The 25,846-nt window shown below is 70.1% G+C and carries 21 protein-coding genes; 14 read left to right on the top strand and 7 right to left on the bottom strand.

Translation table 11 applies throughout. The annotated features are described in order from the left end of the window. Positions 1–91 precede the first annotated feature (91 nt). From KOI47_RS03665 to KOI47_RS03675, 3 genes are read left to right on the top strand one after another with little or no spacing between them, the layout of a single operon-like run. Positions 92–748: a FadR/GntR family transcriptional regulator gene (locus KOI47_RS03665; protein WP_216217061.1), complete on the top strand. Its 657-nt coding sequence runs from the start codon at positions 92–94 to the stop codon at positions 746–748. Further along, positions 741–1,778 carry an asparaginase gene (locus tag KOI47_RS03670; RefSeq protein ID WP_216213988.1) on the top strand — a complete coding sequence of 346 codons (1,038 nt, stop codon included), beginning with the start codon at positions 741–743 and terminating at the stop codon, positions 1,776–1,778. Before KOI47_RS03665 ends, KOI47_RS03670 begins: the two co-directional genes overlap by 8 nt. Continuing rightward, complete coding sequence (locus tag KOI47_RS03675; RefSeq protein ID WP_216213990.1) at positions 1,766–3,223, top strand: alanine/glycine:cation symporter family protein; 1,458 nt, start codon at positions 1,766–1,768, stop codon at positions 3,221–3,223. Before KOI47_RS03670 ends, KOI47_RS03675 begins: the two co-directional genes overlap by 13 nt. A gap of 7 nt (positions 3,224–3,230) precedes the next feature. On the opposite strand, the gene KOI47_RS03680 is transcribed toward KOI47_RS03675, so the two are convergent. Together KOI47_RS03680 and KOI47_RS03685 are read right to left on the bottom strand one after the other, a co-directional pair. After that, the gene (locus KOI47_RS03680; RefSeq protein ID WP_216213992.1) at positions 3,231–4,700 is read right to left on the bottom strand and encodes an APC family permease; all 1,470 of its coding nucleotides are present in this window, start codon (positions 4,698–4,700) and stop codon (positions 3,231–3,233) included. 31 nt (positions 4,701–4,731) lie between these two features. Next, entirely contained in the window at positions 4,732–5,853 is a 1,122-nt protein-coding gene (locus KOI47_RS03685) for a DmpA family aminopeptidase (protein ID WP_216213994.1), read from the bottom strand. Between the two features lie 91 nt (positions 5,854–5,944). Between KOI47_RS03685 and KOI47_RS03690 the strand changes: the two genes are divergently transcribed. Next, entirely contained in the window at positions 5,945–7,300 is a 1,356-nt protein-coding gene (locus KOI47_RS03690) for an aminotransferase class I/II-fold pyridoxal phosphate-dependent enzyme (RefSeq protein ID WP_216213996.1), read from the top strand. 262 nt (positions 7,301–7,562) lie between these two features. Beyond that, complete coding sequence (locus KOI47_RS03695) at positions 7,563–8,375, top strand: alpha/beta hydrolase family protein (protein WP_216217062.1); 813 nt, start codon at positions 7,563–7,565, stop codon at positions 8,373–8,375. 60 nt (positions 8,376–8,435) lie between these two features. Here the strand turns inward: KOI47_RS03695 and KOI47_RS03700 are convergent, their stop codons facing one another. Beyond that, a complete protein-coding gene (locus tag KOI47_RS03700) occupies positions 8,436–9,881 on the bottom strand; it encodes a PKD domain-containing protein (RefSeq protein ID WP_216213998.1) in 1,446 nt (481 codons plus the stop codon). 265 nt (positions 9,882–10,146) lie between these two features. On the opposite strand from KOI47_RS03700, the gene KOI47_RS03705 reads away from it, so the two are divergent. From KOI47_RS03705 to KOI47_RS03720, 4 genes are read left to right on the top strand one after another with little or no spacing between them, the layout of a single operon-like run. Continuing rightward, the gene (locus KOI47_RS03705) at positions 10,147–12,279 is read left to right on the top strand and encodes a M4 family metallopeptidase (RefSeq protein ID WP_216214000.1); all 2,133 of its coding nucleotides are present in this window, start codon (positions 10,147–10,149) and stop codon (positions 12,277–12,279) included. A 38-nt stretch (positions 12,280–12,317) separates the two neighbouring features. Then, positions 12,318–13,460 carry a M20/M25/M40 family metallo-hydrolase gene (locus tag KOI47_RS03710; protein ID WP_216214002.1) on the top strand — a complete coding sequence of 381 codons (1,143 nt, stop codon included), beginning with the start codon at positions 12,318–12,320 and terminating at the stop codon, positions 13,458–13,460. A 2-nt stretch (positions 13,461–13,462) separates the two neighbouring features. Then, a complete protein-coding gene (locus tag KOI47_RS03715) occupies positions 13,463–13,816 on the top strand; it encodes a PKD domain-containing protein (protein ID WP_232376816.1) in 354 nt (117 codons plus the stop codon). 38 nt (positions 13,817–13,854) lie between these two features. Beyond that, positions 13,855–15,354, top strand: a complete 1,500-nt coding sequence (locus KOI47_RS03720; protein ID WP_216214006.1) for a M20/M25/M40 family metallo-hydrolase — start codon at positions 13,855–13,857, stop codon at positions 15,352–15,354. A 51-nt stretch (positions 15,355–15,405) separates the two neighbouring features. Here KOI47_RS03720 and KOI47_RS03725 read toward each other — a convergent pair whose 3' ends face one another. Next, positions 15,406–16,452, bottom strand: a complete 1,047-nt coding sequence (locus KOI47_RS03725; protein WP_216214007.1) for a DUF2293 domain-containing protein — start codon at positions 16,450–16,452, stop codon at positions 15,406–15,408. Positions 16,453–16,533: 81 nt separating this feature from the next. On the opposite strand from KOI47_RS03725, the gene KOI47_RS03730 reads away from it, so the two are divergent. From KOI47_RS03730 to KOI47_RS03740, 3 genes are all read left to right on the top strand, one after another. Continuing rightward, positions 16,534–17,124 (top strand): helix-turn-helix domain-containing protein, encoded by a 591-nt coding sequence (locus KOI47_RS03730; protein ID WP_216214009.1) that lies wholly within the window; start codon positions 16,534–16,536, stop codon positions 17,122–17,124. Further along, the gene (locus KOI47_RS03735) at positions 17,108–17,833 is read left to right on the top strand and encodes an SRPBCC family protein (protein WP_216214011.1); all 726 of its coding nucleotides are present in this window, start codon (positions 17,108–17,110) and stop codon (positions 17,831–17,833) included. The genes KOI47_RS03730 and KOI47_RS03735 overlap by 17 nt, the downstream gene beginning before the upstream one ends. Positions 17,834–17,939: 106 nt before the next feature. Next, positions 17,940–18,887: a hypothetical protein gene (locus KOI47_RS03740; protein ID WP_216214013.1), complete on the top strand. Its 948-nt coding sequence runs from the start codon at positions 17,940–17,942 to the stop codon at positions 18,885–18,887. On the opposite strand, the gene KOI47_RS03745 is transcribed toward KOI47_RS03740, so the two are convergent. Together KOI47_RS03745 and sigC are read right to left on the bottom strand one after the other, a co-directional pair. Next, the gene (locus KOI47_RS03745; RefSeq protein WP_269756691.1) at positions 18,798–21,143 is read right to left on the bottom strand and encodes a heavy metal translocating P-type ATPase; all 2,346 of its coding nucleotides are present in this window, start codon (positions 21,141–21,143) and stop codon (positions 18,798–18,800) included. The genes KOI47_RS03740 and KOI47_RS03745 overlap by 90 nt on opposite strands. A gap of 42 nt (positions 21,144–21,185) precedes the next feature. Continuing rightward, the gene (gene sigC / locus KOI47_RS03750) at positions 21,186–21,752 is read right to left on the bottom strand and encodes an RNA polymerase sigma factor SigC (RefSeq protein ID WP_216214015.1); all 567 of its coding nucleotides are present in this window, start codon (positions 21,750–21,752) and stop codon (positions 21,186–21,188) included. 90 nt (positions 21,753–21,842) lie between these two features. Here sigC and KOI47_RS03755 point away from each other — a divergent pair, with 90 nt between their 5' ends. Next, complete coding sequence (locus KOI47_RS03755; protein ID WP_232376520.1) at positions 21,843–22,556, top strand: hypothetical protein; 714 nt, start codon at positions 21,843–21,845, stop codon at positions 22,554–22,556. Here KOI47_RS03755 and KOI47_RS03760 read toward each other — a convergent pair. Beyond that, positions 22,553–24,487: a bifunctional copper resistance protein CopD/cytochrome c oxidase assembly protein gene (locus KOI47_RS03760; protein WP_216214018.1), complete on the bottom strand. Its 1,935-nt coding sequence runs from the start codon at positions 24,485–24,487 to the stop codon at positions 22,553–22,555. The genes KOI47_RS03755 and KOI47_RS03760 overlap by 4 nt on opposite strands. Before the next feature lie 205 nt (positions 24,488–24,692). Here KOI47_RS03760 and KOI47_RS03765 point away from each other — a divergent pair, with 205 nt between their 5' ends. Further along, positions 24,693–25,817, top strand: a complete 1,125-nt coding sequence (locus tag KOI47_RS03765) for a serine hydrolase domain-containing protein (protein ID WP_216214019.1) — start codon at positions 24,693–24,695, stop codon at positions 25,815–25,817. Positions 25,818–25,846 lie beyond the last annotated feature (29 nt).

A 25,846-nucleotide genomic window follows, 5' to 3' on the forward strand; every position in this document is an offset into this window, starting at 1 on the left:
ACGGCGGGTGGCAGGCGGGTTACGGTGCTCCGTCGTGAACCTGTCCGACAGCCGGACTGCCGGTCAGGCGGTCCCGCGCCGGGTGAGCGCGATGGAGGCCGTGCTCGCCGACCTGCGGGACGCCATCGGCAGGGGCGAGTACGCCATCGGCGAGAAGCTGCCTGCCGAGTCCGCGCTGGCCCAGCACTACGGCGTCAGCCGGTCGGTGGTGCGGGAGGCGCTGCGCGCCCTGCAGGCGATCGGGCTCACCCGTTCACACACCGGCAAGGGCACCTTCGTCGCGGCCAGCACCGCGGTGGGCAACCCGATCTTCGGCTCCTACTCGGCCCGCGACCTGGTCGAGGTGCGCAGGCATGTGGAGATCCCGGTCACCGGGTACGCCGCGGCCCGGCGCTCCGAGGACGACCTCGACCTGCTGGCCCAGCTGGTCGAGCGGATGGAGACCGAGACCGAGGACCTGGCCTGGACGGCGCTGGACACGCTGTTCCACATCACCATCGCGCAGGCCTCCGGCAACGAGGTCTTCCGGCGTGTGATCGAGGAGATCCGGGACGCCCTGGCCCGCCAGTCCAGCTTCGTCAACCAGCTGCGCGGCCGCCGTGAGCAGTCCAATGTAGAGCACCGCAGGATCGTGCGGGCGATCCTCGCGGGCTCCGAGGACGAGGCCGTGGCCGCCATGCGGGACCACCTGGCCGCGGTCGAGGCCAGCCTGCAGGCGATCGTCGGGCCGGAGGACCGGGATGAGTGAACCGGTACCGCTGGTGCACGTGGTCCGGGACGGCGTGGTGGAAGGTGTCCACTATGGATCCGTCGCCGTGCTCGGCCCGGACGGCACGGTCGAGTTCGCCGCGGGCGATATCGGGGCGCCGTTCTTCCTGCGCTCGGCCGCCAAACCGCTGCAGGCGGCCGGAATGCTGCGGGCCGGGCTGGAACTGCCGGACGACCTGCTCGCGCTGGCCGCCGCCAGCCATTCGGGTGAGGACATCCACCTCGCCGGTACCCACGCCATCCTGCGTGCGGCGGAACTGGACGAGGCGGACCTGGGCAACCCGCCCGCACTGCCGTACGATCCCGCGATGCGCGACGAGTGGCTGGCGCGCGGCCGGGCTCCGCGGCGGGCGGCGCACAACTGTTCCGGCAAGCATGCCGCCATGCTGCGCACGGCCCGTGCCCGCGGCTGGCCGACCCGGAACTATCTGGACCGCGGCCACCCCCTGCAACGCGGGCTCGCCACCACCGTGGCCGAGCTGGCGGGCGAGCGGGTCGCCGAACCCAGCGTGGACGGCTGCGGTGCCCCGCTGTTCTCGGTGTCCCTGACCGGGCTCGCCCGCGCCTCGGCCCGGATCGCGACCGCGCGGGTGGACACCGCCGAGGGCGGCCTCGCCCGTGCCCTGCGTGCGCACCCGGAGATGGTGGCGGGCACCCGCAGGGATGTCACCCACCTGATGCGGGCCTTCCCCGGCCTGATCGCCAAGGACGGCTTCGAGGGCGTACAGGTGGCCGCGTTGCCGGACGGCCACGCGGTGGCGATCAAGATCGCCGACGGCGCCGACCGGGCCAGAATGCCCGCCGCCGCGGCGGCACTGGCGCTGTGCGGCCTCGATCCGGCCCGACTCGCCGAGCAGGCCACGGTCCCGGTGTACGGCGGGGGCGAGGTGGTCGGCAGGCTGCAGCCCGCAGGCGAACTCGGTGCCGCGGCGCTAGCCGCGGGCGCGGGCCAACTCTTCGACGTCAAGTACCCGATCACCCGAGCAAGGAGTGCGGCATGGACGGCCTGATCGACGGAATCGGCGAGGTGAACGACCTCTTCTGGACCTACCTGGTCATCCCGTTGCTCGCGCTGATCGGTATCTACTTCACGGTGCGTTCCGGCGGGGTGCAGGTCCGGATGCTCCCGGAGATGATCCGCAACCTGCGCAGCAAGCCGGAGAACGCGCCGGACGGGAAGAAGGCGATCTCCTCCTTCCAGGCCTTCTCCATCTCGGCCGCGGCCAGGGTCGGCACCGGCAACGTCGCCGGGGTCGCGATCGCCATCGCGCTCGGCGGGCCGGGCGCGGTGCTGTGGATGTGGATCATGGGGCTGGTCGTCGGCTCGGCCGCGTTCGTGGAGTCGACCCTGGCCCAGCTGTTCAAGGTCAGGGATCGCACCGGCTACCGCGGCGGCCCCGCCTACTACATGCAGCACGGGCTGAAGGCCCGCTGGATGGGCATCCTGTTCGCGGTGGTCATCATCTTCACCTTCAGCTTCACCTTCAACATGGTGCAGGCCAACAGCATCGTGGACGCCGTGAACTCCTCGGTGACCGCTGTGACCGGGGAACAGGAAGCGGGCTGGGTGGCCCCGGTGGTCGGCTTCGGCCTGGTCGCACTGGTCGCACTGGTGGTGTTCGGCGGGGTTCGCCGGATCGCGCACGTCGCCCAGATGACCGTGCCGTTCATGGCGCTGATCTACCTGATCATGGGCATCATCGTGGTGCTGATGAACGTGGAGAAGATCCCCACCGTGCTCGGCGACATCGTCGGCGCCGCCTTCGGGTTCAAGGAGATCGGCGCCGCGGCCGTGGGCACCGCGATCATGCAGGGCATCCGGCGCGGCCTGTTCTCCAACGAGGCCGGCATGGGCTCCGCGCCCAACGCGGGCGCCACCGCGGCGGTGAGCCACCCGGTCAAGCAGGGCCTCGCGCAGACCTTCGGGATCTACTTCGACACCCTGATCGTCTGCTCGATCACCGCGTTCATCATCCTGGTCTCCGACCCGACCTACGGTGAGGCCGTCGGTGCCTCGATGACGCAGAGCTCGCTGGAGGCCAACCTCGGCACCTGGTCCCTGCACCTGCTGACGGTGATCATCTTCCTGCTGGCCTTCACCTCGGTGCTCGGAAACTTCTATTACGGCGAAGCGAACCTCACCTTCCTCACCACCAACCCGCGGGCGCTGCCGATCTTCCGCGGGGTGGTGATCGTGATCCTGTTCCTCGGCGCGGTGGCCTCCCTGGAGCTGGTGTGGAGCGTGGCCGACGTGACCATGGGGGTGATGGCCGTGGTCAACCTGCTCGCGGTCGCTCCACTCGGGGTGCTGGCCATGCGGTTGCTCAAGGACTACCAGGAGCAGCGCAGGCAGGGGCTGGACCCGGTGTTCACCCGGGACCGGCTGCCGGACATCCAGGGCGTGCAGTGCTGGGAGGCCGACCGCGCCGAGCTGAAACAGCAGTCGGGCTCCTAGCGGTACATCAACTCGGCTCCGTCGCGGACCCGGTGGGCTCGGCGTCCGGTGTGTCTACTGTGGTCTGATCGTCTTCCTCGGGGCCGCGCAGTTCCCAGGTGCCGCGGCGGCGCAGCACGAACACGTAGTAGGCCAGCGCGAGCAGCAGGATCACCCCGGTGACGATCAGGCTCGGTCTGCCGATCTTGGGGTCCAGCGCGTTCTGGTACACCACGTAGACCAGCGCGGCCAGCCCGATCACCGGGGGTAGCGGGAACAGCGGCATCTTGTAGACGGCGTGCGCCGTGGAGCCGTTCCGCCGCCCGGCGAGCACCGCGACGCACAGGCTCCCGTACACCACGACCAGACCGGTTCCGGTGAGCACCAGCAGCAGGGTCTCGTCCACGAAGCAGATCGCGGCGCCGACCGCCCCGGTCACCAGGGTGGCGACCCACGGGGTGCCGAACCGCGGGTGGATCGCCGCCATACCGCGGTTGATGGAGCGGGACCAGACCCGGTCCCTACCGGTGCTGAACAGCAGCCGCGCGCTCAGCAGGGTGATCGCGATGACCGCGTTGATGATGGCCAGCGCAACCGCGAGGCTGATCACGGTGTTCAGCGTGCTCCCGCCGCGTTCGGTGACGAAGTGGTTCATCATGTTCTCCGCGCCGAAGGTGGCGGCGAGATCCGGGGTGCCGAGCACCATCGCGGTGACCGGAAGCAGCTCGGCGATCACGGTGACCCCGAGTGCCCACAGGATCGCCCGCGCGATACCCCGGTTGGCGTCCGCGGTCTCCTCGCCGAAGTACACCGCGCTGCCGTAGCCGTTGTAGGCGAAGATCGCGACCGCGACCGCCGCGGCGATCAGTCCCACCGAGGCGGGCGCGAGATCCGACCCTCCGGAAGCGACGACCGGGTCCAGCAGCACCTCGCCGAGCGGGCGTTCCACGTTGAGGAAGCCGAGCATGGACAGCACCACCAGCGCCGCCATCTCTACCGCGAGGAAGATCCCGGTGACCACCGCGTTGAACTTGACGTCGAACACCGCGAGTATCGCGGAGCCGATGACCACCACCGCGGCGGTGACCTGGCCGTTCAGCCCTGGTAGCAGCACACCGAGATAGGTGCCGACCCCGAGCGCGATCACCGCGAGGATCAGCAGCTGGGTGATCAGGAACAGGCCGAGGATCAGGAATCCGGGCAACCTGCCGAGGGTGCGGCCCACGATCGCGTACTCGCCGCCGGACAGCGGGTAGGCCGAGGCCAGCTCGGCGTAGACGAAGGCCATGAAGATCCCGACCACGCCCGCGGCCAGGAAGCTCCACAGTGCACCGGTTCCGGCCTGCTCCAGCACGCCCGGCGCGATGATGAACACCGATGATGCCGGGGTGATCGCGGACAGCGTGATCAGCACGGTGCCGAGGACCTTCAGTCCACGGCGCAACTGCGTTGGCTGCTCGGTGTTCGAGGTATCGGTTGGGTTCTCGGATGCGGTCATTGCAATCCCTTGCTCGGGTCGTGTACCCCGTCTACTGCCGCCGGAGCAGCCGCACGAGATCGTCGTGTGGCAGCCCCGGGGAACGGTGGTCGTCCCTTCCGACCATGGTTCGGCCCGCGACCAGCGCGTTCAGCACGGCTTCCTCGACCGCTTCCACCACCGCGCGGTAGTAGGGGTCCATGCGTCCCCATGGGATGAAGCGAAGTACGTCGTAATCGCCCGCACCCGGTTCGCCGCGCGGGAAGGAACTGTTCAGCGCACCGGCGTTGGCCGTGCTGAAGGCGAGGAAGACGTCCCCGGAGAAGTGCGAACCGGTGGTTCCGGTACGGGCGAGACCCAGTGGTACCCGCCGGGCCAGCGCGGTGCACTGGTTCGGCAGCAGCGGGGCGTCGGTGCCAAGGATGACGATCACCGAACCGGCGCCGGGCGGGGTGGCCCAGTCCATCTCCTCCATCGGGTTGTCCACGGCGAGGGCGTTACCGACCGGGGTGCCGGTGACGGTCAGCTCTCGCCGGGATCCGAAGTTGGCCTGTACGAAGGCGCCAACCGTGTAGCTGTGCTGTCCATACCGGACGGTCCGGGAGGCGGTTCCGCTGCCGCCCTTGAAGGCGTAGCAGTTCATCCCGGTACCGCCGCCGACCGAACCCTCGACGATCGGGCCGGGCGCCGCGGTTTCGATCGCCTGCACCGCGTGTTCCGGCCGCACATGTGGGCCGTTGATGTCGTTCAGGTAACCGTCCCAGGTCTCGGCGACCACCGGCAGCAGCCATTCCGCGGCCATCGCGGGTTTGTGCTCGACGATCCAGTCGATGACGCCCCGGTGGCAGGGCCCGACGGCGTGCGTGTTGGTGATCAGCACCGGAGTGTCCAGCGAACCGGTCTCGCTGAGCCAGGTGGTTCCGGTCATCTCGCCGTTGCCGTTCAGCGAGTACCAGCCCGCGGCGCAGGCGGTGCCGACACCTTCCCTGCCCCGCGGCAGTAGCGCGGTGACCCCGGTGCGTACCGGCCCGGATCCGGTGCGCAGTGGCCCGTCACCCTCGATGAGCGTGGTGTAACCGACTTCCACCCCGGGCACATCGGTGATTCCGTTGTGCGGGCCGGTGTTGCCCGGCAGGTCGATGCCGAGGTCCCTGGCCCGAACCGGCTGGCTCATCGTTCCTCCTGGCGGCCTGCTGCGCGATGCCAGCCAGAATCAAACGTCGCACATTGTTGAATTACAAGGGACTTTTGTTACCGTACAAAAGATGTGGACCGCGGAGCGCCTTGCCGCCCGCCTCGCCGAGAGCAGCGCCGATGGCATTGCCCGGTCGGTGGCGCGGCTGGTGTCCACCGGTGAGATCGAGGTCGGCACCCGGTTGCCGACGGTCCGGGCGCTGGCCAGGTCGCTGCGGGTGAGCCCGACGACGGTGTCCGAGGCCTGGCGTTCGCTCTCCAGTGCCGGGGTGGTGGAGACCGGTGGTCGCCGGGGCACCACCGTGCGGGGGCGGCCGCAGCCCGCCGCGGCGACCAGGTTCTCCAAGCTGCACCACAACGGCCCGCCGCCCGCGCTGGACCTGTCCACCGGAACGCCCGATCCGGACCTGCTGCCGGATCTCGGGCCCGCCATGCACAAGCTGAGCAGGCATGCCGCCGCGAGCTCCTACTTCGACGCGCCGGTGCTACCGGAACTGGAGGAGGTGCTACGCGCCGACTGGCCGTTCCGCCCGGCCGCGCTCACCATGGTGGACGGCGCGATGGACGCCATCGACCGGGTCTTCGAGGTGGTACTGCGGTTCGGCGACCGGGTGCTGGTGGAGAACCCGACCTTCCCGCCGATTCTCGACCTGCTGGAGGAACGCGGGATCACCGTGCTCGGGCTGCCGCTGGATGCCGAGGGGGTGCGCCCGGACGCGCTGGCCGATGCGGTCGCCGGTTCCCCGCCCGCGGCGCTGGTCATCCAGCCACGCGCGCAGAACCCCAGTGGTCACACCATGTCCGACCAGCGGGCCATGCGGCTGGCCTCGATCCTCGGGGTGGCCAAGGACCTGGTGATCATCGAGGACGACCACGGTGCGCCGCTGTCCACCTCGCCGCCGGTGAGCCTCGGCAGTTACCTGCCGGAGCAGACCGTGCACGTCCGCGGATTCTCCAAGTCGCACGGCCCCGACCTGCGGCTGGCCGCGCTCGGTGGGGTGGACGCGATCGTGGAGAAGGTGTTGCGTCGTCGCCTGCTCGGGCCGGCCTGGTCGAGCCGCCTGTTGCAGGCGCTGCTGCTGCACCTGCTGACCGATCCGGCCTCGGTCGCCGAGGTGGCCCACGCCAGCCGGGTATACGCGCAACGCCGTGGCCTGCTCACCGAAGCGCTGACCGGCAGGGGAGTGCGGGTGGCAGGCGGGGACGGGATCAACCTCTGGATCGAGGTGCGCGATGAGACGGCGGCGCTGGTCGCCCTCGCGGTCAACCAGATCACCGCGGCACCGGGCTCCCCGTTCCTTTCCGCGCCGCTGGCCGCCGATCACATCCGGGTCACCTGCGCCGGCGTGCGCGGCGATATCGACCAGCTGGCCGGGCATATCGCCGCGGCCGCCCTCCCCGCAGGCAGCCCCTACCGAGCCAACTGACGGCGTGTTTGCCACCCGCGTCGGTGCGCAGTCCGAGTAGCTCGGCGCCCGCCGCGAGCTGTCATCGGCATGACATGCGTCTGCTTCCCGCTTGTCATCCGGTGCCGATTTCGAATCGTGCCAGAGCGAATCTATTGCTCCCGCCGTTCGCGGACTTCTAGCGTGCGGAACACACTTCCCTGCGCACAGGAGGAACAACGGCGTGTCCACCTTGAACAGAAGGCTCAGCGGCGGGTTCACCGCGCTGGTCGCGGCAACGGCAATGCTCGCTTGCGCGCCGACCGCGACCGCGCAGGAGAACCCATTCGAGCGCGGCCCCGACCCGACCGAGCGCAGCATCGAGGCGCCGCGCGGCCCGTTCGCCACCGCCACCACCACGGTCGCCCGCGGCGGCGTGCAAGGGTTCGGCGGCGGCACGATCTACTACCCGACCGACACCAGCGAGGGAACCTTCGGCGCGGTCGCCATCTCGCCCGGATTCACCGAGAGCCAGTCCGCGATCTCCTGGTACGGGCAGCGGCTGGCTTCCCAGGGATTCGTGGTGTTCACCATCGACACGAACGGGATTTTCGACTTCCCCGACCAGCGTGGGGACCAGCTGCTCGCCGCGCTGGACTACCTGACCACCCATAGCACGGTCGCCGACCGGATCGACGCCGACCGGCTCGGCGTGCTCGGGCACTCGATGGGCGGGGGTGGCTCGCTTTCCGCCGTCGACGAGCGCACTGAGCTCCAGGCCGCCATTCCGCTGGCGCCGTGGCATCTCAACCAGAACTGGTCCGGTGTGGACGTTCCAACGATGATCATCGGTGGGGAGACCGACTTCATCGCGCCGGTTGACACGCACGCCGAGCCGTTCTACCAGTCGCTACCGTCTTCTTTGGACAAGGCGTATCTGGAGATGAAGGGGAAGGGGCACTTCGTCACCAACTCGCCGAACACGGTGATCGCCAAGTTCGCGATCTCATGGCTGAAACGGTTCATCGACAACGACACCCGCTACGAGCGGTTCCTCTGCCCTGCACCGAGCCCGGATGCCGAGATCTCGGAGTACCGGGACACCTGCCCACACTGAGGGCCTGGCAACAGGCCGGGGTGCACCCCCTGCACGTGGGTGCACCCCGGTGTCCCTGCGTTACTGCCCGAAGCAGAAGGCCTGGCCCCCGCCGAAGCTCCAGCACTGCACCTGCCTGGTGGCGGTGTCGGTGTTGCCGGAGCGGTCGGTGACCTCGAGGCGCACGGTGTAGTTGGCCTGGCGGCCCGGATAAGCATGCGAGGTGGTGGCCCCGCTACCGGTCCGGCCGTCACCGAAGTCCCAGGCGTAGGAAGTGATGTCCCCGTCCGGGTCGGTGCTACGGGTGCCGTCGAAGCGGCAGTCCTGCCACTGGCACTGCACGGTGAACGAGGCCGACGGCGGGTCGCCCGCGGGAGGTTCACCCGCGTAGACCGCCTTCCGTGCGGCGTCGGTCTTGCCCTCGTTGTCGGTCACGGTCAGCTCGACGGTGTACTCGCCCGCCCGCGCGTAGTCGTGCGAGGGTGTCCGCCCGCTGCCGGTCTCACCGTCGCCGAAGTCCCAGGCGTAGGACGCGATCGAGCCGTCCTCGTCGGTGGAGGCCGAGGCGTCGAAGGAGCAGCTGGGCTCGGTGGTGGAGCAGTCCGCGGTGAACGAGGCCGAGGGCGTGCCCGGCTCGGTCGGATCGCTGTACTCCTCGATCTTCTCGTTGGCCCAGTCGCCCATCTCGTTGGTCAGCCGCCCCCAGGCTCCGTAGCTGCCGCAGCCGGTCTGGACCCAGGAACTGACCCCGATGATCACCCCGTCCACCACCAGCGGCCCGCCGCTGTCGCCCTGGCAGATGCCGTCGTGGCCGTCGGCGTACCCGGCGCAGATCATGTAGGCCTCGTTGAAAGATCCGAACGAGCCGCAGGTGTTCTGCCCGTCGACGATGGGCAGATCGGCCTTCTTCAGGTGCCCGTACTCGTTCTCCCCGTCCCGGATGCGGCCGTAGCCGAGGGTCAGTGCGTCGGTGCCGGGGTCGTCCAGCGCGGTGTCCCCGGAGCCGGCGACCCGGGGGTACTGGAAACCGTCCGGGACCGGGACCTCGGTCTTGGTCACCACGATGCCCACGTCCCACCCGGTCTGCCAGCCGTTCGGGGACTGGTAGTTCGGATGCTGGAAGTAGTGCTCGACCTCGATCTCGGTACCGCCGCCAACGGTAAGGTCATCGGCGCCGTAGTACATCGACTTCGCGCCGGAACCGTCCTTGCAGTGCGCCGCGGTGACGATCACCTTCGGCGCCACCACCGAGGCGGTGCAGGTCTGGCCCATCGGGCGGGGACCGCCCTCGCGCAGCATGGCGATGGCATAGGGGTAGTCCGCGACGGAAACCTTCTCCCCGCCGACGATCTGGGTGCCAGGGCCGTCCTGGGGCTCGGCTTCCGTCGGGGTTACGGCCCGCAAGCCGGGATCCCCCGGCTCGGTGCTCGGGTCGGCCTGCGCCAGCCCCGGGGTCATGGCCAGCAGCGCGGCCGTGACGGCCAGCCCGGCGGCACCGCCGAACCTTCGTGTTCGCTGTTGTCTCATCCTGCCTCTTCCGCTCGGATATCCGGTGCATCGAGCATCGGCAGGCGATCGCGTAAAGAACAATCCGCACCAGCCTCCGTAGCCCATACGGATTCTTTTCGCGCCGGGCTATTCCCTGGCTACTTTCGTCGGTTTTCCGGTGCCGGAGCGAATTAACTAGGTATGCCTACGGATTGAATCCGAAATCTCGGCCACCGGACAGTGACATGCGGAAGATCCTATGTGTGCCGCGGCCCTGCCGTGGCACACCGCAACGGAGGTAGCCATGAGCACAACCCTGCGCGCTCTGGGTACCGCGGTGCTACTGGCGGGCCTGATCCTGGCCCCGCCTGGAATAGCAGCCGCGGCCGAGCCCGGTCCGGCCGACCGGCCGGACCGGGCGGAGGCGATCGCCCGTGCCGAACAGGCACTTGCCAACCGGTCCGGCCTGGCCAAGTCCTCGGCACAGGACGACTACCAGGTACGCCGCGTGGTCATCGGTTCGGACGGCTCGACCGATGTGCGGTTCGACCGGACCTACCGGGGCCTGCCGGTCCTTGGCGGCGATCTCGTCGTGCACCACGATTCCGCCGGTGCGCTCACCGGCATGTCCATGTCCCAGGACCGGCCGGTGACAGTGGACACCGACCCGGCGATCACTGCGGCGGCCGCGAGGGCGGCGGCGCCGCGGCACTTCCGGGGGTCGGTGGACCAGGTGGGCGAGCCCCGCCTGGTGGTGGACGCCGGAACCGCCGGGAACCTCCCGCGGCTGGCATGGGAAACCGTGGTGTCCGGGTTCAAGCCGGATGGCCAGACACCGAGCAGGCTGCACGTGGTGACCGACGCCGAGGACGGTGCGCTGCTGTTCCGCACCGACGAGGTGATGGCGGGCACCGGCGAGGGCGTACACGTCGGTTCGGTGGAGATCGACACCACCGGCTCCCAGGGTAGCTACGAGCTGACCGATCCGGAGCGCGGCGAGGGCTACACCTGCGATATGAACAACGGCCGGTTCAGCTGTTCCCGGATGACCGACGAGGACGACCGGTGGGGCGACGGCAGCCCGGCCAACGACCAGTCGGCCGCGGTGGACGCGCACTACGGCGCCGCGGTCACCTACGACTACTTCAAGAACGTGCACGGCAGGGACGGAATCTTCGGCGACGGCCGGGGCGTGCCCAGCCGGGTGCATTACGGCGACGAGTACGTCAACGCGTTCTGGGACGGCAGGCAGATGACCTACGGCGACGGCCGGAACAACAGCAACCCACTGACCGCGCTGGACGTGGCCGGGCACGAGATGGCACATGGCGTCACCGAGGCGCTGTCGGGGCTGTGCTACGACGAGACCGACTGTGGCGGGCTGAACGAGGCCACCAGCGACATCTTCGGCACGATGGCCGAGTTCTACGCCGGCAACTCCGCCGATCCCGGCGACTACGAGATCGGCGAGGAGATCGATATCCGGGGCAACGGCACGCCGCTGCGGTACATGTACGACCCGACCCTGGACGGCAATTCCTTCGGCTGCTACCAGCAGGGCCGTCGCGCCGACCCGCACTACACCTCGGGGATCGGTAACCACTTCTTCTTCCTGCTCGCCGAGGGTAGCGGGCAGACCGAGTACGGCGACAGCCCGACCTGTGACGGCTCCACCGTCACCGGAATCGGCAAGGAGAAGGCCGCCGACATCTGGTTCAAGGCGCTGGATGAGTACTTCGTCTCTCGTACCCAGTATCCGGACGCCCGCGCGGACACCCTCGCCGCAGCGACCGAGCTCTACGGCGAATGCTCCACCGAGTACCGCGGCGTGCTGGCGGCATGGAACGCGGTGGATGTCACCGGAAGCGAGCAATGCCAGGGTGATCCGACCGATCCGGCGGCGTCGTTCTCGGTGGATTGTTCGGAGAGTGAGCCGTCGTGTTCGTTCGATGGGTCGGGTTCGAGTGATCCGGATGGTTCGGTTGTTTCGTATGCCTGGGATTTTGGTGATGGGCAGTCGGGTTCTGGGGTGAGTCCTTCGCATACTTATGGCGAGGCGGGGACTTATTCGGTCGTGTTGACGGTGACGGATGACGAGGGCAATACGGGTCGGGCGACCAGGGAGGTCACGGCTGGTGGGCCGCCGCAGTCGGGTGAGCCGCCGCGGGCGGAGTTCCAGGTCTCCTGCCAGTGGGACAGCTGCGGCTTCGACGGTACGCGGTCGACCGATCCGGACGGCGATATCGCTTCGTATTCCTGGGACTTCGGGGATGGTGAGACCGGTTCCGGTGCCAGCGCTTCGCATACCTATCCGAATCGGAATGCGACCTACACGGCCGAGCTGACCGTGACCGATGCGGCGGGTAACAGCGATACCGCTTCCCGGCAGGTGGACTGCTGGAGCTTCGGCAGCCGCGCCTACTGCTTCGCCCAGTAACCCCGGCCAGGGACAGGAAGGAACCAATGATGAGAAGGATGACGACCACGGTCGTGGTAGCGGCCGCCGCGCTGGCCGCGGGCTTCGCGGCTCCGGTGGCGGCCGGGGCGGCGCAGGCGGCGGACCTGCCGAACGGGGCGCCGGACATCTCCACCGAGACGGTGCTGGACCACCTGCGCCAGTTCCAGAGCATTGCCGAGAACCAGGGCAACGGGAACCGCTGCACCGGGTCCGGCGGGTACACCGGTTCGGTGGACTACGTGATGGACCGCACCGAGACCGCCGGATACACGGTGACCGAGCAGCCGTTCTCCACCTGGAGCGGCCAGAGCAGCAACGTGCTCGCCGAACTGCCGGGCCAGGACACCAGCACGGTGATCATGCTGGGCGGCCACCTGGACAGCGTCTGTGCCGGGCCGGGGATCAACGACAACGGTACCGGTTCGGCGGGCATCCTCGCGGTGGCCGAGGCCTTCGCCGCCGCCAACCCGAACCCGCCGGTGACCGTCCGGTTCGGCTGGTGGGGTGATGAGGAGGCCGGGCTGAACGGCTCCAAGCACTACACCAGTGAACTGCCTGGCAGCGAGCGCGACCGGATCGAGGCGTATCTGAACTTCGACATGATCGGCTCACCGAACGCGGGCTACTTCGTCTACAACGACGACGACCCGCAGATCGAGCAGACCATCAAGGACTACTACGTCGACGCCGGGGTGCCCACCGAGGGGCAAAGCGTCGGCGGGCGCAGCGACAGCGCGTCCTTCCAGCGGATCGGGGTCAAGACCGGTGGCATCTTCACCGGTGCCGAGCAGGAGAAGACGCAGGCACAGGCGGACAAGTGGGGTGGCCAGGCCGGGGTCGCCTACGACCGGTGCTACCACCGCTCCTGCGACACCATGTCCAACCTCAACGAGACCGCGCTGGGCCACAACGTGGACGCCATCTCCTGGGCACTGTGGGAACTGGCGGGCGGCAGCGGTGGCAATCCGACCGATCCGACGGCGTCGTTCTCGGTGGATTGTTCGGAGAGTGAGCCGTCGTGTTCGTTCGATGGGTCGGGTTCGAGTGATCCGGATGGTTCGGTTGTTTCGTATGCCTGGGATTTTGGTGATGGGCAGTCGGGTTCTGGGGTGAGTCCTTCGCATACTTATGGCGAGGCGGGACTTATTCGGTCGTGTTGACGGTGACGGATGACGAGGGCAATACGGGTCGGGCGACCAGGGAGGTCACGGCTGGTGGGCCGCCGCAGTCGGGTGAGCCGCCGCGGGCGGAGTTCCAGGTCTCCTGCCAGTGGGACAGCTGCGGCTTCGACGGTACGCGGTCGACCGATCCGGACGGCGATATCGCTTCGTATTCCTGGGACTTCGGGGATGGTGAGACCGGTTCCGGTGCCAGCGCTTCGCATACCTATCCGAATCGGAATGCGACCTACACGGCCGAGCTGACCGTGACCGATGCGGCGGGTAACAGCGATACCGCTTCCCGGCAGGTGGACTGCTGGAGCTTCGGCAGCCGCGCCTACTGCTTCGCCCAGTAACCCCGGCCAGGGACAGGAAGGAACCAATGATGAGAAGGATGACGACCACGGTCGTGGTAGCGGCCGCCGCGCTGGCCGCGGGCTTCGCGGCTCCGGTGGCGGCCGGGGCGGCGCAGGCGGCGGACCTGCCGAACGGGGCGCCGGACATCTCCACCGAGACGGTGCTGGACCACCTGCGCCAGTTCCAGAGCATTGCCGAGAACCAGGGCAACGGGAACCGCTGCACCGGGTCCGGCGGGTACACCGGTTCGGTGGACTACGTGATGGACCGCACCGAGACCGCCGGATACACGGTGACCGAGCAGCCGTTCTCCACCTGGAGCGGCCAGAGCAGCAACGTGCTCGCCGAACTGCCGGGCCAGGACACCAGCACGGTGATCATGCTGGGCGGCCACCTGGACAGCGTCTGTGCCGGGCCGGGGATCAACGACAACGGTACCGGTTCGGCGGGCATCCTCGCGGTGGCCGAGGCCTTCGCCGCCGCCAACCCGAACCCGCCGGTGACCGTCCGGTTCGGCTGGTGGGGTGATGAGGAGGCCGGGCTGAACGGCTCCAAGCACTACACCAGTGAACTGCCTGGCAGCGAGCGCGACCGGATCGAGGCGTATCTGAACTTCGACATGATCGGCTCACCGAACGCGGGCTACTTCGTCTACAACGACGACGACCCGCAGATCGAGCAGACCATCAAGGACTACTACGTCGACGCCGGGGTGCCCACCGAGGGGCAAAGCGTCGGCGGGCGCAGCGACAGCGCGTCCTTCCAGCGGATCGGGGTCAAGACCGGTGGCATCTTCACCGGTGCCGAGCAGGAGAAGACGCAGGCACAGGCGGACAAGTGGGGTGGCCAGGCCGGGGTCGCCTACGACCGGTGCTACCACCGCTCCTGCGACACCATGTCCAACCTCAACGAGACCGCGCTGGGCCACAACGTGGACGCCATCTCCTGGGCACTGTGGGAACTGGCGGGCGGCAGCGGTGGCAATCCGACCGATCCGACGGCGTCGTTCTCGGTGGATTGTTCGGAGAGTGAGCCGTCGTGTTCGTTCGATGGGTCGGGTTCGAGTGATCCGGATGGTTCGGTTGTTTCGTATGCCTGGGATTTTGGTGATGGGCAGTCGGGTTCTGGGGTGAGTCCTTCGCATACTTATGGCGAGGCGGGGACTTATTCGGTCGTGTTGACGGTGACGGATGACGAGGGCAATACGGGTCGGGCGACCAGGGAGGTCACGGCTGGTGGGCCGCCGCAGTCGGGTGAGCCGCCGCGGGCGGAGTTCCAGGTCTCCTGCCAGTGGGACAGCTGCGGCTTCGACGGTACGCGGTCGACCGATCCGGACGGCGATATCGCTTCGTATTCCTGGGACTTCGGGGATGGTGAGACCGGTTCCGGTGCCAGCGCTTCGCATACCTATCCGAATCGGAATGCGACCTACACGGCCGAGCTGACCGTGACCGATGCGGCGGGTAACAGCGATACCGCTTCCCGGCAGGTGGACTGCTGGAGCTTCGGCAGCCGCGCCTACTGCTTCGCCCAGTAACAACCGGCACTCCCGGCGGGCCGTGCGCACGCGGCCCGCCGGGAGCCGATGTCATGCCCAGTCGCGTAGCACCCGGTCGATGTCCGCGGCGATCCGCTCCCGCGCCTCGATCCGCGGCACCCCGGACATCAGCAACTCGTCGTAGCCGGTGTCCAGATGCCGCACCGAGGCGATCACCGCGAGCCGGACGGCCTGCTCGTCCAGGGCCCGCCCGGCGGCCGAGCGGCCCACCCTGCCGCTGCTCCTGGTTGCCGCGTGCTCGGCGATCGCCGCCGCCCGCTGCGCTGGGCAGCCGGGGTACAGCTCACGGATCCGCTCGGCCATGGCGGCCTGGAACCGCACATCCGCGTCGGCCCGCCGCACCGCGTCCCGCTCCCGGCGCCGCGCCCGCAGGTCCTCGTCGGCAAGGCACTGCCGCTCGGCCAACTCCAGTGCAGCCCGCTCGACCAGTACCCCGCGCCGCTCGTAGCGCTTGCGGCGGCGGTTGAACTCCAGCACGAGTGCGGTCAGCGTGCTCTCCTTCTTCGCCCGCCTGGACAGTGCCGCATTGCCTGCCGGGAGGAAGACCAGGTGGCCCAGATCCGCGCAGCCGAGGCAGAGCGGCTCACCGCCCTCGAGGAAGAGGTACTCACCGGCAGGCTCGGCGACGCCGCAAGCGGCGCATTCCCAATCGCCGGCCGGGATGTTCACCACCAGGTCCGGTGCCTTGGCCTGCCGGGTCTCCAGCTGCCGCCGCCTGCCTTCGGACAGTTCGGGGGAGATCCAGTGCGTGCGGAAGGCCCGCTCCAGCGCCTGCTCACCGTCCGCGGTGAACCGCAGCTGCCAGCGGTCCCTGGTAGCGGCCGGGTAGTCCAGCTCGGTCGCCACCATGCCGCGTTCGCCCGCCCATTCCCGCAGGTAGCCGAGTACGGCGTCGAGCCGGTCGGGGCCCACCGGCAGTACCTGCGCCAGGTAGGGGATCCGCCCCTGCCGCCACTCCTGTACGCGGGGCGCCGGCAGCCAGCCCAAGGCGCCGAGCAGGTCCACGGGCGCCACGTACTGGTGCCGGGCGAGGGCGTGTTCGGCGGCGTCGCGGACGCGACTACGGAGCTTGGCCATGGCGCCGTCAGGGTAGCGAAGCGGGTCGCTGCCCGGTGCCCAGATATTGACAAATTTTTCTGTCAATACGAAACTTCTGGTATGAGCACTCGCGAGCTGCTGGCGGAGCCGGAGCAGGTGCGCCGCGCGCTGTCCCCGCTGCGGCGCAGGCTGCTGGCCAGGCTGCGCACCCCCGCCTCGGCCGCCGAACTCGCCGCCGAACTGGAGCTGCCCCGGCAGCGCATCGGGTACCACCTGCGGCTACTGGAGGAGGCTGGGCTGGTCGAGCTGGCCGAGGAACGGCAACGGCGGGGATTCGTCGAACGGGTGCTGCGGGCCACCGCGGACGCCTTCCTGGTCGACCCGGCGGTGCTCGGCGGCACCGAGGAGCAGCGGGCGGGGGACCGGCACGCCGCGGAGCACCTGCTCGATGTGGCGGCGGGCGCCGTCCGTGACGTCGCGCGGATGCAGGCGGCCGCGGAGCGGGCGGGCCGCAGACTGCTCACCTTCACGGTGGAGACCGAGGTCCGGTTCGCCGCACCCGGTGATGTCCACCCGTTCACCGAGGCACTCGCCGGCGCCATCGCCGAGGTGGTGGCCGAGTTCGACACCCCGGGCGGGCGCCCGTACCGGCTGCTCGGTGCCGGGCATCCCGCCGCACGGCAGGAGGATTCCGATGACCGGAGACAGTGAGGCCCCACATGTCGAGGTGACCATCGCCGCGCCGCCGGAACGGGTCTGGCGGGCACTGCGCGATCCCGACCTGATCCGCCGCTGGCACGGCTGGGACGGCGATGGTCTCGAGGACGAGGTGCGAGCGATCTATGTGGACGGTGTCACCGAGGAGATCGAGCGGCAGGCACTGACCTTCGGCGGCCACGACCGGTTCAGCCTGCATACCGCGGCCGACGGCGGCACCGTCGTCCGGCTCACCAGGGCACCGCGGGGCGCCGATCCGGACTGGGACGCCTACTACGAGGACACCGGCGAGGGCTGGATCACCTTCCTGGTGCAGCTGCGTTTCGCGCTGGAGCGGCAGGCGCTCGCCGAGCGGCGCACGCTGATGCTGCAGGGCAGGCTGGCTGGCGAGGGACACCCGGCGGATGAGCTCGGTCTCGCCGAGGCGGGCACGCTGCCGCTCGGTTCCCGCTACCGCGCCACCCTGCCGACCGGGGACGAGTTCCATGGCGAGGTGTACGCCCGCACCGAGAACCAGCGAGTGTTTACAGTGGACAGTCTGGGGGAGGGGTTGCTGGTGGTGGTGCGCCAGCCGGTCACCGTGGATCGCCCGCATGGCGGGGCGCAGGTGGTGCTCACCGCGTACCACACCCCCGCCGGGGAGTTCGCCGAGCTGGCTGACCGCTGGCGGGAATGGTGGTCGGGCGCGCTGATCGAACCCTGATTGCCCTTGCGGAACTGAGCAGTTTGAAAGAGGCGCCCGCGTACCGCTCAGCCCTACCGTGATTCGGCCAGAGTTCCGGCCGTTCACCCCCGTCACGGAGGGCTTGATGACAACAATTCAACAGGAACCGGCAGGCACCCGGCAGGTCTTCGGCGAGGGGCCGTATCCCGAACACCGGATGCGGCTCCTGCTTTTGTCCTTGCTTGCCGGGTTCCTGCTTACCGTGGTCTGGTCCGCGGCGTTCGTGGACCGGGTCATCGGCGACAGCGTGGCCAACACCCTGCTCGGTTACGACGTGAAGGAAACCCCGATCCCCGGGATGCTCACCGGCACCCTGTTCGCCTTTGTCTCCGGGCTGGCAGGCACCTTCACCGCATGCAACATCGCGGCGTTCGGCGCCGTCGCGCCGCTGGTCGGCAGGGAGGCCACCGGCCTGCGGCGGCTCGGGCAGACGTTGCGGCCGCTCGGCTGGATCTCGGTGGGCATGCTCAGCGTATCGGCGGTCTACGGCGTGATCGTCGCGCTGGTGGGCACCGGGATGCCGCAGTTCTCCACCGCCCCGCACGGCGGCGGCCTTTCCCCGCGCATCATCCAGGCGATGGTCGTGTTCGGCATCATCGGGCTGGCCATGCTGCTGCTCGGGCTGATCGCGCTCGGCGTCATCCGCAACCCACTGGCGAGGTTCACCGCCCGCCACCCGCAGGCCCCGCTGGTGGTGATCGGGGCGTTGATCGGCGGATTCCTGATCGGACGGCCGTTCCCGCTGTTCCGGATCATGTTCCGGGACGCGGCCGAGAGCGGGAACGTGCTCTACGGTGCGGGCGCGTTCATGCTGCAGTCGGTGGGCAACATCGTGGTGATGTCCCTGCTGTTCCTGCTGCTGGTGCACGGTACCCGGGGCCGGTTGCAGCGCTGGATGACGGCGAAGCCGGGCAGGCTGGCCGCGGTGACCGCGGTGGGTTTCCTAGTGGCGGGCGCGTTCACCCTGCTCTACTGGGACCTGCGGCTGCTCGGCAGGCTCGACCTGTTCTGGTACCCGACCATCGGCTGGTGACCCGCCGCTGCCGGTGAACTGGCGCAGTCGCAGGCTGTTCGACACCACCAGCACCGAGGAAAGGGACATCGCCAGCCCCGCGATCAACGGGTTCAGCAGGCCCAGCGCGGCCAGCGGGATCGCGGCCACGTTGTAGCCGAACGCCCAGGCCAGGTTGCCCCGGATGGTGCGAAGGGTGCGGTGTGCCAGCCGCACCGCATCCGGCACCACCCGCAGGTCCTCCCGGACCAGGATCACGTCGGCAGCCCTGATGGCGATATCGGTGCCGTGCGCCACCGCCAGCCCGAGGTCCGCGGTGGCCAGCGCGGGCGCGTCGTTGATGCCATCGCCGGCCATGGCCACCTGCCTGCCCTGCTCGCGCAGGGAGCGGATCCGTTCGGCCTTCTCCGCGGGCAGCACCCCGGCGATCACCTCGTCGATGCCGACCTCTGCGGCCACCGTGCGCGCGGTGCTCTCGTGGTCGCCGGTGAGCAGCACGGTCCGCAGCCCCAGCCGGTGCAGCTCGGCCACGGCGGCCGCGGCCGAGGGCCGGATCTCGTCGTGCAGGGTGAGGGCGGCCAGCAACTCCCCGTCCGCGGCCAGCAGCACCACGGTGTCGCCCTGCGCGCGGTGCGTGCCGACCAGCTCGGTCACCTCCGCAGGCACCGCAACGCCCGTGTCGGCCAGCAGCCGCGGGCTGCCGAGCAGCACCTGGCGCCCCTCGACCACCCCGCGGGCGCCGAGGCCGGGCAGCGCGGCGAATCCCTCGACCTCCGGCAGCGGTCCCGACTCCGCGGTGGCCACGGCCACGACGGCGGTGGCGATCGCGTGCTCCGATGCGCTCTCCACCGCCCCGGCCAGCCGCAGCACCTCGCCCCGGTCGGCGCCGGGCACGGGGTGCACCCCGGAAACCGTCATCCGGCCGGTGGTGATGGTGCCGGTCTTGTCGAACACCACGGTGTCGATCGTCCTGCTGGCCTCCAGCGCATCCTGCCCCTTGATCAGGATGCCCAGCTGCGCACCCCGGCCGACGCCGACCATCAGCGCGGTGGGGGTGGCCAGCCCGAGCGCGCAGGGGCAGGCGATGATCAGCACCGCGACCGCGGCCTCGAAGGCGGCCCTGCTCGGTTCGCCTGCGAGCAGCCACGCAGCGAAGGTCCCTGCGGCGATGACCAGCACGACCGGGACGAACACCGCGCAGATCCGGTCGACCAGCTTCTGCACCCTGGCCTTGCGTTCCTGCGCCTGCTCGGCGAGCTGGGACATCTGCGCCAGCTGGGTGTCGGCGCCGACCCGGTTCGCCCGCACCACCAGCCTGCCGCTGGTGCTGATCGTGCCGCCGATCACCTCGTCCCCGGCGCCCGCCTCCACCGGCACCGGCTCCCCGGTCATCATGCTGGTGTCCACCGCGGAGGCCCCGCTGACCACGGTGCCGTCGGTGGCGATCCGCTCGCCGGGACGCACCACGAACTCCGCGCCCACAGCCAGCTCGCCGATCGGCACCAGGGTCTCCACCCCGTCCCGCAGCACCCGGACCTCGCGCGCGGCCAGGTCGGCCAGCGCGGAAAGCACCGCGCCCGCGCTGCGCCGCGCCCGCGCCTCGAAGTAGCGGCCCGCCAGCAGGAAGGTGGTCACCCCGGCGGCCACATCCAGGTACACCGCGTCGGCCCCGGCCGCGGTGACCCCGAAACCGAGCCAGTAGCCGGGCCCGGCCGAGACGCCGAACAGCGCCGAGGCCAGGGACCAGCCGTAGGAGGCCAGCACCCCGATGGAGACCAGGGTGTCCATGCTGAACGCGCCGTGCCGCAGGTTGCGCACGGCCGCGCGGTGGAACGGCAGTGCCGACCAGAACACCACCGGGGTGGCCAGCAGCACGCAGAGCAGGTCCCAGTACGGGAAGCGCAGCGAGGGGACCAGCGCCAGGGTGATGGAGAGGTTGCCGAGCGGGATGGCCAGCAGGGCGGCCACCGCCAGCCGCCTGCGCAGGTCCCGCACCCGTGCGGGGTCGCCGGGCTCGGGTTCGGGTTCCGGCTCGGGCACGGCGGCGGTGTAGCCCGCGCCCTCCACCCTGCCGATCAGCTCGGCCGGGTCCAGCTCGGCGGGCCCGTGCACCACGGCCCGGCCGGTGGCGAAGTTGACCGTCGCCTCGACCCCGTCCAGCTTGTTCAGCGTGCGCTGCACCCGCGCCGCGCAGGCGGCGCAGGTCATCCCGCCGATGGCGAGTTCGATCCGGTCCGGGGCCGGGGCATCCGGTGTGCTCGATGTACTCACGGTCACGCCCAAGGTAGTCGTTCCCAGGGCCGAGGCGGTTCCCCGCGCTCAGCCCGCACCGTTGTCGGCTTCCCGATCCGCGGCAAGTAAATCCTCCCTGGCCCGCGCCACCCTGGACCGGATGGTGCCCACCGGCACCCCGCACACCTGCGCGGCGTCCTGATAGGACATGCCGAGCACCTGGGTGAGCACCAGCACCTCGCGCCGTTGCTCGTCCAGCCCGGCCAGCAGCATCCGCAGCTCGACCAGGTCCTCGAACCCGGTGGTGGCGCGCGCGGCACCCCGCTCGGCTGCGGCCTCCCAGTCGGCCTCGGCCAGGCGGGGCCGGGCCGAGGCCGAGCGGATCTGGTCCACCGCCACCCGCCTGGCGATGGCCAGCACCCAGGTCCGGGAGGAAGACCGGCCGGCGAACCGGGGGAGGCTGGACAGCGCGCGCAGGTAGGTCTCCTGCGCGAGGTCGTCGGCCGAGCGCACATCCACCAGATGCGCCAGGAACCGCCAGACGTCGGCCTGGGTCGCCCGGATCCACGCCTCCAGCGCGGCCCGGTCGCCCCGGCCCGCGGCGAGCGCCAGCCCGGTCACCCGCTCGTCATCGGCGTTGCGTGGACTGGACACATAAGCAGGCTAATACACCCGACCTGCGGGAACTCCACGGCGGTTCGGCGCGACCAACAGGGTGTGAACTGTGACCTCTGCCGCGAAGCGTTGTCCGCGAGGATCGACGGCGAGCAGGAGCCGGTACCGCCGGAGACCGTGGACCGGCACCTGGACGGCTGCGCCTGGTGCCGGTCCTGGCAGGCCAGGGCCGAGCGCCTGCGCCGGTCCACCTCGCTGCATCCGGCCCCCGCTGTGCCCGATCTCACCGCCACCATCCTGCGGCGTGCCCAGTTGCCGTCCCGGCGGCCCTGGGTGCTGCGGGCCGTGCTGGGCGTGGTCGCCGTGGCGCAGAGCACCCTCGGCGGGGCACAGCTGCTCGGGCTGGCCAACGGAATGCACGCGGGTCATGACACCGGGTACATGTTCGGCCACCTGACCAGGGAAAGCGCGGCCTGGAACCTGGCCGTCGGCATCGGCCTCGGCTGGGCGGCGCTGCGCCCGCGGGTGGCCGCAGGGCAGTTACCGGTGCTCACCGGGTTCGTACTGGTGCTGGCCGGGGCCTCGGTCGCCGACCTGCTCGGCGCGGCGGTGACCGTGGAACGGGTGCTGTCGCACGGCCTGGTGGTGGTCGGGCTGGTGCTGCTCTACCTGGTGTACCGGCAGGACCGGCGGCACGGCAGGCCGAGCCCGGCTACCGGCGAGGCGCTACCGGCCGAGGAGGATCCCGCCGCCGCGGACCGGGCCGAATGGGAGCCCGCCGACCAGGAGTCCGGCGGACGAAGGCGGTTCCCCCGTCCAGCCAGCCGCCACCGTGTGGCCTAGCGGCGTTCGCGTTCGGCGAGTTTGGCCAGCATCGCGTTGTAGGCGGCCAGGTCGTCGTCCCCGGTGCGGTCGGTGCGCACCGCCTCCCGCTCGTCGTGCCGGGCCCACTGCGCCAGTAGCGCGATCACCACGATGATCAGGGGAATCTCCCCGGTCGCCCAGGCGATGCCGCCACCGAGCCGCTGGTCGGCCAGCAGGTCCCCCATCCACGGCAGGGAGAGGTAACGGTAGAAGGTCTCCGCGATCACCGTCTGCTTGTTCATCAGGATCACGCCGAAGAAGGCGTGGAACGGCATCGCGGCGAACAACATGCCCAGCTTCGCCAGGTGCGGCATGCTGCGCGGCGCCGGGTCGATCCCGATCACCAGCCAGTAGAACAGGTACCCGACCACCAGGAAGTGCACGTTCATCAGCTGGTGGCCCCAGTGGTACAGCATGGCGTCGCCGAACAGGGACGAGAAGTACAGCGCGTAGTACGAGCCGACGAACAGCACCGAGACCACCAGCGGGTGGGTGAGCATCCTGGCCACCCTGGAGTGGATCAGCGCGACCAGCCACTCCCGCAGGCCCGCCGGGTTCCCCCTGCCAGCGACCGGGAGCGCGCGGAAGGCGAGGGTGATCGGCCCGGCCAGCGCCAGCAGCACCGGCGCCAGCATGTTCAGGGTCATGTGGACGATCATGTGCAGGCTGAACGAGCCGGGGGAGTACTTGCCAAGCCCGGAGGATGTCGCCACCAGTACCGCGGCCCAGCCGCACAGCCACGCCGCCGTGCGCCCCACCGGCCAGCGGTCGCCCCGGCCGCGCAGCTTCCGCACGCCGAGCAGGTAGCAGGCCACGGCCAGCACGGACACGGTGCCGAGAACGAGGTCGAACCGCCAGTCCAGGGCCAGGATCGCGGCGGTCGGCGACAGCGGCAGCTCGTAGCCGAGGATGGTGTTCAGCACCGAGGGCGCGGCGTTCAGCAGCGCGGGCGGCGGGATATGCGCCAGGCCGACCGATGCGCCGATGGTGAGCCCGAGCAGCGCCAGCTCGGCGATGGCCAGCCTGCCCCCGTGCGCGGCGAACCGCTTGCGCGCCAGCAGGCCGACCGCGCCCAGCGCGCACAGCAGCACCGCCTTGGCCACGGTGAGCAGGCCGTAGCCGGTGCTGGTCAGCCCCTCCGGGGTGGCCGCGGTGAGCCCGTTGACGATTCCGGAGAGCGCAAGGGTCACCCAGCAGATCGTGGCCAGGGTGCGGTACCGGCGGACCGCCAGCTCCCGGTACGCCCCCTTGCGCCGCAGGTGGGCGAGCAGCGCGACCAGGGTGCCGATCCACAGCGCGGCGGCGACCACATGCCAGAGCAGGCTGTTGGTGGCCACGTCGTGCCAGGCGCCGGAGGCCGTGTGCCCGGACACCGCAGGCGGCAGCAGGGCGAACACCGCCACCGCGAACAGCAGCACGGTGGACAGCCAGCCGAGGACGAACCGCGCCGCCACCGCGACCACCGCGACCAGCACGCAGCTCACCAGCCACGCCTTGGGTTCCTCGATGGCCTCGACGTTGCCGAGCAGCTTGGCCGGGCTCAGTACCGCGCTCACCGGCTTGCCCACCGAGTCCGCCGCGTCGAACACCACCAGAGCCGCGGCGGCGCAGGCCCACCCGATGGCGGCCGCCCCCGCCGTGCGCAGGGCCGCGTACCCGTCGGCGGCCAGCCACCCGGAGCGCTGTGCCGGGGTCAGGAAGGCTGCGAAGGCAAGCGATCCGACGCAGAGTGCCCCGGTGACGTCCACCACCAGCCGCAGCAGGGTGGTGCCCAGCGAGGTGAACCTCCCGGGGTCGCCGTTGCCGAGCGGGAGGTATCCGGCCTCGCCGACCAGCACGGTCAGCACGACGACCACCACGGCGGCCGGCGCGAGCAGGGCCAGGATCGGCCTGCGAAGGTTGCTACCCATGACCACGAGTCTGCGCCAGCCGGCTCCCTTACCCCGCGGCGGGTAGGGCCCTGAACGTGGCTTTCCGGACGTTGGAGGTCGCGAACGTGGCGTTCGAGACGTCAGACTTCCCGAAAGTGCCGTTCAGGGCTTTCAGACCAGGGGATGAGGAGGGTGCGGCCTCGGTCCGATGTGCGGGCCCGCGGGGCGCGGCAGCGTTGCGGGCATGAGATTGCTTCGAACCTGCGGCGCCGTACTGCTCGCCGCCGTGCTCATGGTCACAGCCGCTCCCGCCTCCGCCGAGCAGGCGGAACGCCTTCCCCGCAGGCAACTTCAGGCCGAACTGGAGAAACTCGTCGACTCCGGCGAGGCGACCGCCGCGCTGCTGCGGGTCAGCCAGGGGTGGCGGCACTGGTCCACCGCGGCCGGGGTGCGCGACCTGGAGTCCCGCCGCCCTGCCCGCCGGGACGGGAAGTTCCGGATCGCCAGCACCACCAAGACCTTCACCGCAACCGTGGTGCTGCAACTGGTGGACGAGGGCCGGGTCGCACTGGACGCCCCGGTGGAACGCTACCTGCCGGGGCTGGTGCCGAACGGCGCGAACATCACCGTGCGGCAGGTGCTCAACCACACCAGCGGGCTGGACGACTTCGCCAGCCACCCCGGCTACGAGGCGTGGAACTACGCCGCGCTGCAACACACCTATACGCCGCGGGAGGTGCTGGAGTTCGCGTTCAGCCATCCGCCGCTGTTCCCGCCGGGGCAGGGGTGGGACTACTCCAACACGAATTACGTGCTGGCAGGCCAGCTGGTCGAGGCGGTGACAGGGAACTCGTGGGCCGCCGAGGTCCGGCACCGGATCCTGTGGCCGCTCGGGCTGTGGGGCACCACCCTGCCCGGCACCGCCAAGCGGATCCCGGAGCCGTACGCGCACGGGTACATGGAGGTTCCGCCCGCGGAGGGGCAGCCGCCGGAGCTGATCGACGTCTCGCACATCAACCCCTCGATGATCAGCTCCGCGGGCGAGATCATCTCCACCACCGCCGATCTCGATCGGTTCTTCGGCGCGCTGCTCGATGGGCGGCTGCTGAGCGCGCGTTCCCTTGCCGAGATGCGCACCCCGGCCGAGCACAGCCCACCGCAACTGCGCTACGGGCTCGGCCTGCACGCCACGCCGCTGTCCTGCGGGGTGACCGTCTGGGGGCACAACGGCGGTGCGCTGGGCTACACCACGATCGCCGGCCGCTCCGCCGACGGGCGGCAGCTCACCCTCTCGGTGAACCCGTACCGGGACAACCTCCCCGGCGAGCCGATCACCCGGATCGGCGAGCTGGTGTTCTGCCCGCGGTGAGCCGGGTGTGAATGTGGTGGGAGCGGGTA

The organism is Amycolatopsis aidingensis, from assembly GCF_018885265.1.
Classification (GTDB): Bacteria; Actinomycetota; Actinomycetes; order Mycobacteriales; family Pseudonocardiaceae; genus Amycolatopsis; species Amycolatopsis aidingensis.